Below are 12,692 nucleotides of genomic sequence, written 5' to 3'. Positions count from 1 at the left end.
GCCTACGGGCGAGGTGCCGGCAGACGTGAGCCAGGCCGCACAGACGCGCGGGTTCGGCCCGCTGATGAGCGTCCGGCAGCTGGCCAACGCGCGCAACCGGTTCGTGCTGTGGCTGGTGATCGCGGCCGCGTGTCTCGGCCTGCTGATCGGGATCAGCTACCTGGGCAGCAAGATGAGCGTGTTCGACGCCATGTACTCGGTGCTGCGCTTCGTCGGCCTGTTCTTCTGCTTCGGCATGGTCTTCGCCCTGGTCACGGCGATCCGGACGATCGTGGTCGGCAACCGGTCCTACTTCGTCTACGGCGAGGGCTTCGTCTACCGCCACAACGGCAAGGTCCGGGCCTGGGCGTGGCCCGAGATCACCGGCATGCAGTCGGTGCTGGGCAAACGCGGCGACGCGGCCGGCAAGCTGAGCCACTACAACCTGCAGGCCCAGGGCGGCGTGTCCATCATGATCCCGATCGCTATCGTGAACGGCCGGGACGAGTTCCTTGATCACCTCATGGCGGCGCTGAACCGCCATGGCCGACCGATTTCCTGACGGGGTCATTGTCATGCAGCCTGGATATCCGCCTCCGGATCCCTCTTCGCAGGGGCAGCAGCCTTCCTACGGACAGCCCTACGGGCAGCAGCAGCCGTACCAGCAGCAGCAGCCGTACCAGCAGCAGCCTTACTCGGCGCCGCCGGCCGCTCCGCAGAGCGGCGCTCCTTATCCGCAGAGTGGGCCGCCCATGCCGCAGGCCCCCTACGGTCAGCCGCCGCAGGCTCCTTACGGTCAGCCGCAGGCTCCGTACGGTCAGCAGCCCGGTCCGCAGCAGCCGCACTACATGCAGGTGCAGCAGTCCCCGGAGGCCAAGAGCGCGCTCGCCTCGAAGGGCCAGCGGGACATCATCTTCGGCCTGATCTGGATCGCCGCCGGCATCGCCATCACGGTGTGCACCTACATGGCGGACATCCCCGTGTACGTGGTCGCCTGGGGTCCCATCATCTGGGGCGTCATCCAGGTGGTCCGCGGCGTCATCAACATGGCCCGCGGCCGCTGACTCACCCGGGGAGGGCGGCCGCCTTCCGCTCGAGGTACCGCTGCTCCGGAACGCTGGTCGTGCGCTTGGCGGCCAGCGCGTACCACTCGCGGGCCTCGCGCAGCGACCCGGCCATCTCCAGCAGGTGCGCGCGCACCGCGGCCAGCCGGTGGTGGCCGGCCATCCGCTCGTCCGCGTCCAGCGTCGCCAGCAGCTCCAGCCCGGCCTGCGGCCCGCGGGCCATGGCCATCGCCACGGCGTGGTTCAGCGTGACCATGGGGTTCGGCGCCACCCGGTTCAGCAGCTGATAGAGCACCACGATCTGCGGCCAGTCGGTGCCCGCGGCGTCGCCGGCCTCGTCGTGCACCGCGGCGATCGCGGCCTGCAGCTGATAGGGGCCGGCCTGCCCGCGCGGCAGCGTGCGGGTGATGAGCCGCGTGCCCTCGTCGATCATCGGCCGGAGCCACCGCGACCGGTCCTGCTCCGCGAGGGGCACCAGCGTCCCGTCGGGGAGCGTCCGGGCCGGCCGCCGGGCGTCGGTGAGCAGCATGAGCGCCAGCAGCCCGGCCACCTCGCCGTCGTCGGGCAGCACCCGGTGCACCTCCCGGGTGAGCCGGACGGCCTCGGCGGTCAGGTCACTGCGCGACAACTCCGCCCCGGAGCTGGCGGTGTACCCCTCGTTGAAGATCAGGTACAGCACGTGCAGCACCACATCGAGCCGGGCCTGCCGCTCCTCGGCGGGCGGCGGCGCGAACCGCGCCCCGGCGGCCTTGATCTTCGCCTTGGCCCGGCTGATCCGCTGCGCCATGGTGGCCTCGGGCACGAAGAACGCACTGGCGATCTCGGCGGTGGTGAGCCCGCCGACCGCCCGCAGCGTCAACGCGAGCTGCGAGGCCGCCGACAGCGCCGGATGGCAGCAGAGGAACAGCAGGGTCAGCGTGTCGTCCCGCTCGGACAGCGCCTCGGCCGGCTCCGGCTCGAGCGCGGCCACGGCCTGCTCCCGCCGCCGCCGGGCGTCGTCGGACCGGAACTGGTCGGTCAACCGCCGGACGGCGACCGTGATGAGCCACCCCCGCGGATTGCCGGGCACCCCCTCGGCCGGCCACTGCACCGCGGCCGCGAGCAGCGCCTCCTGGACGGCGTCCTCACAGGCGTCGAACTGCCCGTACCGCCGGACCAGCACGCCCAGCACCTGCGGCGCGAGCGCGCGAAGCTCCTCCTCGACCGTCACCTGACCATCTCTACACCACGACTCCCAGGCGGGCCTTGTCCGTGGCCAGCTTCACCGCGATCAACCCCAGCAGCGTGCCGGTCACGTACCGCTGGACCCGCAGCCAGGTCGGGCGCCGGGCCAGGAAGGCGGCGATCGTCCCCGCCGCACACACGATCGCGGTGTTGACGAGCATGCTGACGGCGATCTGAATGCCGCCCAGCGCGAAGGCCTGCCCGACCAGGTGCCCCGCGCGGACGTCGACGAACTGCGGGATCAGCGAGGCGTACATGATGGCCGCCTTCGGGTTGAGCAGGTTCGTCATCAGGCCCATCGCGAACAGCCGCCGGTTCGAGTCCGGCGGCAGCTCGACCGGGGTGAAGACGGACGTACCGCCCGGCCGGACCGCCTGCCAGGCCAGGTAGGCCAGGTACGCCGCGCCCGCGAGCTTGACCGTCGTGTAGAGCGCCGGCACGGCCGCAAAGACCACGGAGAGCCCGGTCGCCGCCAGCGCGAGATACACCAGGAAGCCCAGCGCGACGCCGCCCAGCGAGGTCAGCCCGGCCCGGCGCCCCTGCGTGATGCTGCGCGAGACCAGGTACATCATGTTCGGCCCTGGCGTGAGCACCATGCCCAGCGCCACGAGTGCCACGCCCGCCGCCGCGCCCAGAGAGATCATGAGCCCCACGATGACCCCGAGGCGGGGCCGCCGTGAACGGCCAATTCGGAACGACTGGCGGCGGTCAGGGCGGCCAGGGCGATCAGCAGGGTCGCCGCGCCCAGCAGGGCGATGACCACGGCCGGGCGCATCGACTCGGCCAGCAGCCCGGCCACCGCCGGCAGCAGGCCCTGAGCGGTCATCAGGCCGGTGCTGAGCAGGCCGAACGCCTGGCCGCGGCCCTCGGCCGGCAGCGCGTCGCGGAACGCCGCCTGCACGCCCAGCGAGTACGCGAAGCCGAAGCCGACCACCACCAGCGCGGCCGCCAGGACCGGCCACGCCGGCCCGCCCGGGAGCGCGAAGACCAGGCACGGCAGGCCCATGAGCGCGATCAGCGCCGGGACGAGGCGTTCGCGGCGCACCGGAGCCAGCAGCCGGCCGACGACGAGATTGCCGGCGACCATGCCGACCGGGATCGCGGCCAGCAGCCAGCCCGCGACCCCAGTGGCGAAGCCGCGCTGGGCGGCGAACGGGACCATCAGGGCCTCCGCCCCGGTGATGAACGCGGGCGGCAGCCATTGGACCAGCAGCAGCCGCCGTACCGCCCGATCCCGCAGCAGCACCGCGTTGCCCCGCCAGCTGGCGGCGGCGATTCCGCCACGCACCGGGCGTACAACGGCGGCCTCTTGAAGCGACAGCCTGGTCCACGCGGCGGCGATCAGGTGCCCGAGCGCGGCCAGGAACATCGCGTTGCGTCCGCCGAGGGTCGCCACCGCCACCCCCGCCGCGGCCAGGCCCAGCAGCTGGGCCAGCGAGGAGGCGACGCTCGCCAGGGAGCGGCCCAGCACGTAGGCGTCGCCGGTGAGGGCGTCGGCGATCAGCGCGTTCTGGGCGCCCATGAAGACCGGGGTGAGCAGGGCGGCCGCGGCGACCAGCAGGAGCGCCGCCCAGACCGGGAGCGGCACCGCGGCCAGCGCGGCGGCGACGGCGGCCTCGGCCAGGTAGCCCAGGACGATCAGGCGGCGGGGGCGGATGCGGTCGGCCAGCGCGCCCAGGACGCTCGCCCCGATCAGCTGGGGCAGGAAGCCGATGCCGTACGCGAGGGCGGCCAGGGCGGGCGAGTCCGTCGCGGCGTACACGAGCAGGGACAGCGCGACGATGCGCAGGGTGTCCGCGAGGATGCTCAGGGTCCGGGTCCCGAACAGGACGCGGAAGGTGTCGTCGCGCAACACGGCCGCGTACGTCGTCATGGGATTCAGCCTCGCGAGGGACGCGATTCGCCGGGACTGATTCGTCCCTGGACGTAAGGTCGGGGCATGCTCCGGCTCGAGGTCGCCGCCGACGATCTGCTGCGCACGCGGTTCGCGGTGTCGCCGCTGTTCGAGCTGGGCGGGCTGCTGCGGCGGCTGGCCGGGCTCGCGCCGCTGGGGCCGTTCGCGCGGCTGCGGCCCGAGTACGAGCGGCTGCGGACCGAGACCGAGCTCGATGCGGTGGTGGCGCTGCACACCGCGCGGTACGGCGCCGACTTCGTGGGCCCGCCGCCCGCCGGGATGCAGCAGACGGCGCAGGACGACCTCGCCGCCGTCCGGGCCACCCCGCTGGACGTGGCGCGGCGGGAGATCGCGCGGGCGCTCGCCGAGGGGCCGCGGGTCGGCGCCGCCGTCCGCGAGACACTGCACGCCAACGACGTGGTGGAGCGGCTGGCCCGGGCGCTGGAGGCGGCCTGGACGGCGCTGCTCGCGCCGGACTGGCCGCAGCTGCGGGCGATCTGCGAGACCGACGTGGTCCATCGCGCCGGGCGGCTCGGCGAGGGCGGTTGGGCGGCTGCCTTCGCGGGCCTGCACCGGCGGGTCCGGTGGCACGACGGCGCGATCGAGCTCGCCGCCCCGGCTCAACTGCCAGGAGCGGATCCGGGTGTACGGACTGTGCCCTCCGACGGCACCGGCCTGCTGCTCGTGCCCTCGGCGCTGATCTGGCCCGGCGTGGGCGCGTTCATGGACCCGCCGTGGCGGCGCGCGCTGGTGTACCCGGCCCGCGGCGTCGGCGCGCTCTGGGAGCCGGCGCCGGCCGGTGCCGGGGCGCTCGGCGAGCTGGTCGGGCGGTCGCGGGCCCGGCTGCTGCTCGCGCTGGAGGAGCCGGCCAGCACCACCCAGCTCGCCGCCGGGCTCGGGCTCGCCGTCGGCGCGGTCGGCGACCATCTCGCGGTCCTGCGCCGCAGCGGCCTGGTCCGCTCGGCCCGCGCCGGGCGGTCCGTCCTCTACCGTCGCACGGCCCTCGGAGATGCCCTCGCGGCCCAGCATTCCGCACTAGGCTCCGGGTAAGCGCGAACCGTCACATCGACCAAGGGAGTTTGCTGTGGCTTCGAGGCTCAACCCGTACATCAACTTCCGGGGCAACGCCCGTCAGGCGCTCGAGTTCTACCAGAGCGTGTTCGGCGGCGAGCTGCGTATGAACACCTTCGGCGAGTTCGGCTCGGACGACGCCGCCATCGCCGACCAGATCATGCACGGGCAGCTGGAGAGCCCCAGCGGGTACACCCTGATGGCTTCCGACACGCCGCCCAACATGACGCTCAACCCCGGCGACCACATCACGATCAGCCTCAGCGGGACCGACGCTTCCGAGCTTCGGGGGTACTGGGAGAAGCTCGCCGCCAGCGGCAAGGTGTCGATGCCGCTGGAGAAGCAGATGTGGGGCGACGAGTTCGGCTCGCTCGTCGACCAGTTCGGGATCCAGTGGATGGTGAACATCACGCAGCCGCAGGGCTGACCCGCGGTACGAGCGAGGCCTGCGCTTATGGTCTTGAACATGGCGCTCGAGGACCTCGACCGTGAGCACGTCTGGCACCCGTATGCGCCGATGCCGGCGAGCCAGCCGCCGCTGGTGGTCTCGTCGGCATCCGGCGTGCGGCTGCGGCTGGCCGACGGTCGCGAGCTCGTCGACGGGATGTCCTCGTGGTGGGCGGCGATCCACGGGTACCGGCACCCGGTCCTCGACGCCGCCGTGCGCGACCAGCTCGGGCGGATGAGCCACGTCATGTTCGGCGGGCTGACCCACGAGCCCGCGGTGCGCCTGGCCAAGACCCTGGTCGACATCACGCCCGAGCCGCTGCGGCACGTGTTCCTGTCCGACTCCGGCTCGGTGGCGGTCGAGGTCGCGATCAAGATGTGCCTGCAGTACCACCTGTCGCTCGGCCGCCCCCGCAAGCGCCGGATGCTCACGTGGCGCGGCGGCTACCACGGCGACACGTTCCACCCCATGTCGGTGACCGATCCCGACGGCGGGATGCACAGCCTGTGGCGCGGCGTGCTGCCGGAGCAGGTCTTCGTGCCGATGCCTCCGGTGGACTTCGACGCCGGCTACGTCGACGAGATCGCGCGGACCTTGCGCGAGCACGCGGACGAGCTCGCCGGGATCATCGTCGAGCCGGTCGTGCAGGGCGCGGGCGGGATGCGCTTCCACAGCCCCCGCTACCTGACCGCGCTGCGCGAACTGGCCGACGAGCACGACGTCCTGCTGGTGTTCGACGAGATCGCGACCGGCTTCGGGCGCACCGGCGCGCTGTTCGCCGCCGATCTGGCCGGCGTCGCGCCCGACGTCATGTGCGTCGGCAAGGCCATGACCGGTGGGTACCTCTCGATGGGCGCCACCCTGTGCGCTCCCCGCGTCGCGCAGGGGATCAGCCGCGGCGACGTGCCGGTGCTCGCGCACGGTCCGACGTTCATGGGCAACCCGCTGGCCTCGGCCGTCGCGAACGCCTCGATCGAGCTGCTGCTGGCCGGCGACTGGGCCGGCACCGTGCGGCGGATCGAGTCCGGGCTGCGCGCGGGGCTGGAGCCGGCCCGGACCGCGCCCGGCGTGCGGGACGTGCGCGTGCTCGGCGCGATCGGTGTCGTGCAGCTCGACCACGAGGTCGACATGGCCGTCGCGACCAGGGCCGCGGTGGAGCACGGGGTCTGGCTGCGGCCGTTCCGCGATCTGGTCTACACGATGCCGCCGTACGTCACGAGCGACCTCGATCTCGCGAGCATCTGCGCCGCCGTGGTGGCCACGGCCGCCGTCGCGTAGTCACCTCACTCCGTCCAATTCGGACAACACGCCGTGCAAGAAGGCGGCAGTGTTACGCAATTATGTCGCAAGACCTTGTGCAAGGGGCTGCGGCCGCCCTAATGTCACCTCACCTCATGGCGTCCGCTCCCACCCCGCCTCGAGCGTCGAGGTGCACCACCCCAATCACCCCCGCTCGAACGTTCCGCCAACTCGATGCATCTGGGTGCGCCGCCAACCCGAGAGAAACGAGTCAATCGATGTCACGGAGCACCACAGGATTACCATCGCGGTGGTCCGCTGCGGCGACCGCGGCCGCCGTCGGCCTCGGGCTCATCGTCGCCGGTGGCACCACCGCCTTCGCCGCGTCGGCCTCGCCGGTGACGCGGGCGGGCCTGGACCCCGCGCTGGTCGCGGGCCGGGGCGCCACCGTCGGCTTCGCCGAGCAGGAGGCGGAGAAGGCCCAGACCAACGGGGTGGTCATCGGCCCGGACCGCACGGCGTACACGCTGCCGGCGGAGGCCTCCGGCCGGTCGGCGGTCAAGCTCACGCCCGGGCAGTACGTGGAGTTCACGCTGCCCAGCGCGGCCAACGCGATCAACGTCCGGTACAGCATTCCGGACGCGCCGAACGGCGGCGGCATCACCGCGCCGCTGGACGTGACGGTCAACGGCAAGTCCAAGCAGACGATGACGCTGACCTCGCAGTACTCCTGGCTGTACAACCAGTACCCGTTCACCAACGATCCCAATGCGGACCTGCTGCACGCCGACTGGTGGATCACCGAGTGCGGCTGCGTCCCGGCCGCGACCACGCCGGCGCCGCAGATCACCAAGCCGTTCCGGCCGTTCCACTTCTACGACGAGCAGCGGCTGCTGCTCGGCAAGACGTACAAGGCGGGCGACAAGGTCCGGCTCACGGTTCCGGCCGGCAGCAACGCCGCCTGGACCGCGATCGACCTGCTCGACTCGCAGGTCGTCGGCAACCCGAAGCTCAACCTGATCGCGTCGAACGTGCTGTTCTTCGGCGCCGACCCGACCGGCAAGCGCGACTCCGCGGACGCGTTCGACATGGCGATCGCGTTCGCCAAGTGGACGCACCTCAAGGTGTACGTGCCGCCGGGCACGTACCAGGTGAACCGGCACATCATCGTGGACAACGTCACGATCGAGGGCGCCGGCGCGTGGTACACGATCATCAAGGGCCACGAGGTCGCGCTGAGCGAGCCCGCGCCGGACAACTCGGTCCACACCGGGGTCGGCTTCTACGGCAAGTACGCCAAGGACGGCGACAGCCGCAACGTGCACCTGTCGGGCTTCTCGATCGTCGGTGACGTGCGCGAGCGCATCGACACCGACCAGGTCAACGGCATCGGCGGGGCCATGTCGGACTCGACCATCGACGGGCTCTACATCCAGCACACCAAAGTCGGCCTCTGGTTCGACGGGCCGATGAACAACACCAAGATCACCAACACCACGGTCGTCGACCAGATCGCCGACGGCGTCAACTTCCACACCGGCGTCACCAACTCCTCCGTGTCGAACAGCTTCTTCCGCAACACGGGCGACGACGCGATGGCGATGTGGGCGGAGACGACCACCAACGCGAACAACACGTTCGACCACAACACCGTGCAGACCCCGACGCTGGCCAACGGCATCGCGATCTACGGCGGCAAGGACATCACCGTCTCGAACAACCTGGTCGCGGACCCGATCCGCGAGGGCAGCGCGCTGCACCTGGGCACCCGCTTCGGCGCCCAGCCGTTCGCCGGGACGATCAACGTCACGAACAACACCACGGTCCGGGCCGGGACCTACGAGCTCAACTGGAACATCGGCCTGGGCGCCATCTGGCTGTTCGCGCTCGAGCGCAACATGGACGCGAACATCCAGGTCGTCGGGGACAACTTCCTCGACAACACCTACAACGCGATGATGCTGGTCGTCGACTGGCCCGTGAAGGACCAGTACACGATCACGAACGTCCACTTCAAGGACATCAAGGTCGACGGCACCGGCACCTCGGTGGTCTCGGCCCGCGTGGGCGGCTCGGCGACCTTCGAGAACGTCGACGCCCGCAACGTCGGAGCGGTCGGCGTGAACAACTGCGGCGCGTTCAACTTCAAGCCCACCGGCTCGGAGTTCTCGCTGACCGACCTGGGCGGCAACGACGGCGGCGGGACCACGGGTCCGTGGCTGGCGCCGTGGGAGCTGCCGAACACGATCACGTGCGACGACCGCCCGCCGGTCGTGGTGCCCCCGGCTCCCCAGCCGTGGTAGTGATCGCCTGAAACTGAGGTGCCCCCGCCTGCTCTCGATAGCGGCGGGGGCACTTCGTTTTTGCGCATTGGAATGGGCAGCCACCGCGTCCCCCCGGGAGGTGGCTGCCCAAGCACTGTGGTGAAGCGGCCGCGGGGCCCGGCGAGACCCCGCGACCGCGGCTCTGCGCTGACACCGCCGAGCGGAGCGCGCCTGTACACGCCCGCTCGGCGGCCATCGTCCGCACCGCCCCGTTTCCCCGTTTCTCGATGCGGACGAGCCACCGGCCGATCGGCTGCGCGCATGGCGAAATTGCCAAGTGCGCGACCGCCCCCCGGTCTTGAACGCCTTGTGGCTGGTGGGTCCAGGTAAGCGTATCTAGACGTCTAGGTCAGCGCAATTGTTGATTTGCGGAAATGTCGTTAGCCTTGCCGCGTGCGGGGCCGCCTCTTTCCAGTCGCCGAGGACTGGTACGAATGGCGCCAGGACGAGCCGCCGCTGGCCGGAACGGTGCTGGTGCGCGTCGGCGTGGGTCCGGGCGGTCGGCTGGTGCTGACCGGGCTGCGCATCGACGGCCCGCCGAGCGCCGAGCTGCTGCGGGCCATCCCGGTCGGGCGCATCGAGGCCGCGGCCAACGCGCAGCTGTCGGCCGATGGAGGCACAGACGGTACAACCGCTGCAGTCTTGGGCTTGAGAGCCCGGCCGGTGGCACCGCGGATCGCCGAGGACGTCGGCTGGGAGATGGTCGAGCCCGCACTGGCCGTCGTGCGCGCGGCTCCGGCCGAATCCGTGCGGCTGCGCGGCCGGCCCGACATCTTCTATCGCCAGGTCGCCGACGTGTACCTCGAGTACGCCGCCGCCTCGCCCCGCCCGGCGTGCGATCTCGCGGACCGGCACGGGGTCCCGGTGAGCACCGCCCACCGCTGGGTCAAGGAGGCCCGGCGGCGGGGCTTTCTGCCGCCCGGAAGGCCCGGCAAGAGCGGCTGAGCCGGCGTGCGCGCCACTTGTATCGTGAACGCGTGTCGATTGACGGGGCGTTACGGGCGAAGGTGCACGGGCTGCTCACGGAGTACCTGGGCGGCCAGGACGTCCCGGCCGACCTCGTCTCCCGGCCGGTCGCGATCCGCAGCGGGACGGCGGTGGTGTACCTGCGCCTGATCGGCAGCGAGCCGCCGTTCGTGCGCGTGTTCTCGCCGCTGCTGCGCGAGCTGGCGTGCTCGCCGGAGCTGCTGACCGAGCTGAACGAACTCAACTCGCAGCTCAACTTCATCCGCCTGTTCTGGCGCGACGGCAGCGTCTTCGCGGCCGTCGAGATGCTCGCGTCCACGTTGGACCCGATCGAGCTCAGCAACGCGTGCGACTGGGTGGCGGACACGGCGGACTATTACGACGAGCGGCTGCGCGACCAATTCGGCGGGCGGCTGGCGTTCGACCCCTCCTAGACTTTTTTGTCGTACCGGGGGTGCAGGATGTCCCCATGAAGCTGCTCGTCTCGACCGTCGGCGGAGAACCCGTTTCGGCCACCGATCACCGGGTGCCATCCCTCAACCCCTCCCGGCTCGACGACGTCGTCGCCGAGGTCGCGCTGGCCGACGCCGACACCTTCGTCGCCGCCTGCCGCTCCGCCCGCCGCGCGCAGAAGGCCTGGGCCGACGTGCCGGCGCCGGTTCGCGGCCGGGTCGTGGCCAACCTCGGCCGCCTGGTCGAGGCCAACTTCGAGGCGCTCGCCGCCCTGGTCACCCGCGAGGTCGGCAAGACCCTGCCCGAGGCCCGCGGCGAGGTCCAGGAGATCGTCGACACCTGCGACTTCTTCCTCGGCGAGGGCCGCCGCCTCTACGGCCAGACCGTCCCCAGCGAGATGCCCGACAAGCAGCTGTTCACGTTCCGCGTCCCGGTCGGCGTGGCCGCGGTCGTCACGGCGGGCAACTTCCCGGTGGCGGTCCCCAGCTGGTACCTCGTCCCGGCCCTCCTCTGCGGCAACGCCGTCGTCTGGAAGCCGGCGGAGTACGCGGCCGCCTGCGCCGACGCCTTCGCCGAACTGATCCGCCGCGCCGGCGTCCCCTCCGGCGTCTTCGAGATCGTCCACGCCGACGGCCCCACGACGTACGCGGGCCTGGAGTCCGCCCTGGCCGAGGGCCTGGTCGACAAGATCGGCTTCACCGGCTCGTCCGAGGTGGGCGCCCGCATCGGCGAACTGGCGGGCCGGCACCTGCAGAGCGCCTGCCTGGAGCTGGGCGGCAAGAACCCGATGGTCATCACCGAGGACGCCGATCTGGACCTGGCCGTGCACGGCGCCCTGTTCGCCGGCTTCGGCACGGCCGGCCAGCGCTGCACCTCGCTGGGCACCCTGATCGTCCACGACAGCGTCCTGGACGAGTTCAGCCGCCGCCTGGAGTCCGCGGTGCAGGGCGCGGTGGTCGGCGACCCGACGGACCCTGCGGTCCTCTATGGCCCGCTGATGAGCACGCGCTTCGCGGAGCGCTACGAGGGCTACCTCGACTGGATCGAGGGCCACCACCGCGTCTCGGGCTCAACGGGCACCGGCCGCATCACGGCTTCGAACCCGCGGGCGGGCTTCGCCGGCGACCCGGCGGCGGGCCTGTTCTACCACCCGGTCCTGGTCCACGGCGTGCGTCCCGAGGACAAGATCTTCCAGCAGGAGACCTTCGGCCCGCTGGTGGGCGTCGCGCGGTACTCGACGCTGGACGAGGCGCTCGAGCTCGCGGACGCTCCGGGCTACGGCCTGTCGGCGGCGATCTACACCACGGACCCGCGCAAGGCCTTCGAATTCCGCCGCGGCACCCGGGCGGGCATGGTGAGCATCAACAACTCCACGTCCGGCGCCGAGGCCCATCTGCCCTTCGGCGGCAACGGCCGCTCGGGCAACGGCAGCCGCCAATCGGGCGTGTGGGTCCTGGACCAGTTCACGCGCTGGCAGTCGATGAACTGGGATTACTCGGGCCGCCTGCAGCGCGCGCAGATGGACACCCTGACCATCTCGCCGGACATGGGGTACCGGCTGGAGCCTTAGCGATCGCGCCCGCTCCCGGGGGCGCCCACCTCGGGCGGCCGTCCACCCCAGGCGGCGGCCCACCCCGAGCGGCCGTCCACCTCGGGCGGCCGTCCACCCCGGGCGGGCGTCGGGCGTCCACCTCGGGCGGGCGGTCCACCTCGGGCGGGCGGGCGTGCATCTCGGGCGGGCGTCGGCCGTCCACCTCGGGCGGCCGTCCACCCCGGGCGGGCGTCGGGCGTCCACCTCGGGCGGGCGGTCCACCTCGGGCGGGCGGGCGTGCATCTCGGGCGGGCGTCGGCCGTCCACCTCGGGCGGCCGTCCACCCCGGGCGGCCGGTCCACCTTGGGCGGGCGTCCATCTCGGGCGGGCGTGCATCTCGGGCGGGCGGTCCACCTTGGGCGGGCGTGCACCTTGGGCGGGCATCCGCGCAGGGGCCCGCCGCGCAATGGCCGGTCGCGCAGAAAGGTGCCGGCCGCCC

The 12,692-nt window shown here is 72.0% G+C and carries 12 protein-coding genes; 9 read left to right on the top strand and 3 right to left on the bottom strand.

All coding sequences use genetic code 11. From position 1 onward, the window contains the following. The first annotated feature begins 25 nt into the window (after positions 1-25). The gene (locus ACQPZ4_RS49800; RefSeq protein WP_433053432.1) at positions 26-541 is read left to right on the top strand and encodes a hypothetical protein; all 516 of its coding nucleotides are present in this window, start codon (positions 26-28) and stop codon (positions 539-541) included. 13 nt (positions 542-554) lie between these two features. Beyond that, on the top strand, positions 555-1,043 hold the full coding sequence (locus ACQPZ4_RS49795; protein WP_433053429.1) for a hypothetical protein: 489 nt from the start codon (positions 555-557) through the stop codon (positions 1,041-1,043). A gap of 1 nt (position 1,044) precedes the next feature. On the opposite strand, the gene ACQPZ4_RS49790 is transcribed toward ACQPZ4_RS49795, so the two are convergent. The 3 genes from ACQPZ4_RS49790 to ACQPZ4_RS49780 are packed head-to-tail and all read right to left on the bottom strand — an operon-like array spanning position 1,045 to position 4,140. Continuing rightward, on the bottom strand, positions 1,045-2,253 hold the full coding sequence (locus tag ACQPZ4_RS49790) for an RNA polymerase sigma factor (RefSeq protein ID WP_433053426.1): 1,209 nt from the start codon (positions 2,251-2,253) through the stop codon (positions 1,045-1,047). A 10-nt stretch (positions 2,254-2,263) separates the two neighbouring features. Further along, positions 2,264-2,911 carry a LysE family translocator gene (locus tag ACQPZ4_RS49785; RefSeq protein WP_433053423.1) on the bottom strand — a complete coding sequence of 216 codons (648 nt, stop codon included), beginning with the start codon at positions 2,909-2,911 and terminating at the stop codon, positions 2,264-2,266. Further along, positions 2,908-4,140 carry an MFS transporter gene (locus ACQPZ4_RS49780; RefSeq protein WP_433053420.1) on the bottom strand — a complete coding sequence of 411 codons (1,233 nt, stop codon included), beginning with the start codon at positions 4,138-4,140 and terminating at the stop codon, positions 2,908-2,910. The genes ACQPZ4_RS49785 and ACQPZ4_RS49780 overlap by 4 nt, the downstream gene beginning before the upstream one ends. A 66-nt stretch (positions 4,141-4,206) precedes the next feature. On the opposite strand from ACQPZ4_RS49780, the gene ACQPZ4_RS49775 reads away from it, so the two are divergent. The 7 genes from ACQPZ4_RS49775 (at position 4,207) to ACQPZ4_RS49745 (ending at position 12,232) form a co-directional block, all read left to right on the top strand. Further along, a complete protein-coding gene (locus tag ACQPZ4_RS49775; RefSeq protein WP_433053417.1) occupies positions 4,207-5,211 on the top strand; it encodes a DUF5937 family protein in 1,005 nt (334 codons plus the stop codon). A 34-nt stretch (positions 5,212-5,245) separates the two neighbouring features. After that, positions 5,246-5,659, top strand: coding sequence for a VOC family protein (locus tag ACQPZ4_RS49770; protein ID WP_433053414.1), 414 nt, complete (start codon positions 5,246-5,248; stop codon positions 5,657-5,659). A gap of 39 nt (positions 5,660-5,698) precedes the next feature. Continuing rightward, positions 5,699-6,958, top strand: coding sequence for an adenosylmethionine--8-amino-7-oxononanoate transaminase (locus tag ACQPZ4_RS49765; RefSeq protein ID WP_433053411.1), 1,260 nt, complete (start codon positions 5,699-5,701; stop codon positions 6,956-6,958). Between the two features lie 239 nt (positions 6,959-7,197). Further along, positions 7,198-9,222 carry a glycosyl hydrolase family 28-related protein gene (locus tag ACQPZ4_RS49760; protein ID WP_433053408.1) on the top strand — a complete coding sequence of 675 codons (2,025 nt, stop codon included), beginning with the start codon at positions 7,198-7,200 and terminating at the stop codon, positions 9,220-9,222. A 414-nt stretch (positions 9,223-9,636) separates the two neighbouring features. Beyond that, complete coding sequence (locus tag ACQPZ4_RS49755; protein WP_433053405.1) at positions 9,637-10,188, top strand: hypothetical protein; 552 nt, start codon at positions 9,637-9,639, stop codon at positions 10,186-10,188. Between the two features lie 32 nt (positions 10,189-10,220). Next, positions 10,221-10,643, top strand: a complete 423-nt coding sequence (locus tag ACQPZ4_RS49750; protein WP_433053402.1) for a T3SS (YopN, CesT) and YbjN peptide-binding chaperone 1 — start codon at positions 10,221-10,223, stop codon at positions 10,641-10,643. A gap of 35 nt (positions 10,644-10,678) precedes the next feature. Continuing rightward, positions 10,679-12,232 carry an aldehyde dehydrogenase family protein gene (locus ACQPZ4_RS49745; protein WP_433053399.1) on the top strand — a complete coding sequence of 518 codons (1,554 nt, stop codon included), beginning with the start codon at positions 10,679-10,681 and terminating at the stop codon, positions 12,230-12,232. Positions 12,233-12,692: the final 460 nt, after the last annotated feature.

It is taken from the genome of Dactylosporangium sp. CS-033363, assembly GCF_050942475.1.
Classification (GTDB): Bacteria; Actinomycetota; Actinomycetes; order Mycobacteriales; family Micromonosporaceae; genus Dactylosporangium.
Note: the sequence above shows the minus strand (reverse complement) of the source record. Positions and strands in the feature narration are given on the sequence as shown.

Excerpts from the sequence above, each read along its gene's own strand:
- ACQPZ4_RS49745 (WP_433053399.1), top strand. The coding sequence starts at position 10,679 with ATGAAGCTGCTCGTCTCGACCGTCGGCGGAGAACCCGTTTCGGCCACC.
- ACQPZ4_RS49775 (WP_433053417.1), top strand. The coding sequence starts at position 4,207 with ATGCTCCGGCTCGAGGTCGCCGCCGACGATCTGCTGCGCACGCGGTTC.
- ACQPZ4_RS49765 (WP_433053411.1), top strand. The coding sequence starts at position 5,699 with ATGGCGCTCGAGGACCTCGACCGTGAGCACGTCTGGCACCCGTATGCG.
- ACQPZ4_RS49795 (WP_433053429.1), top strand. The coding sequence starts at position 555 with ATGCAGCCTGGATATCCGCCTCCGGATCCCTCTTCGCAGGGGCAGCAG.
- ACQPZ4_RS49760 (WP_433053408.1), top strand. The coding sequence starts at position 7,198 with ATGTCACGGAGCACCACAGGATTACCATCGCGGTGGTCCGCTGCGGCG.
- ACQPZ4_RS49780 (WP_433053420.1), bottom strand. The coding sequence starts at position 4,140 with ATGACGACGTACGCGGCCGTGTTGCGCGACGACACCTTCCGCGTCCTG.
- ACQPZ4_RS49785 (WP_433053423.1), bottom strand. The coding sequence starts at position 2,911 with ATGATCTCTCTGGGCGCGGCGGCGGGCGTGGCACTCGTGGCGCTGGGC.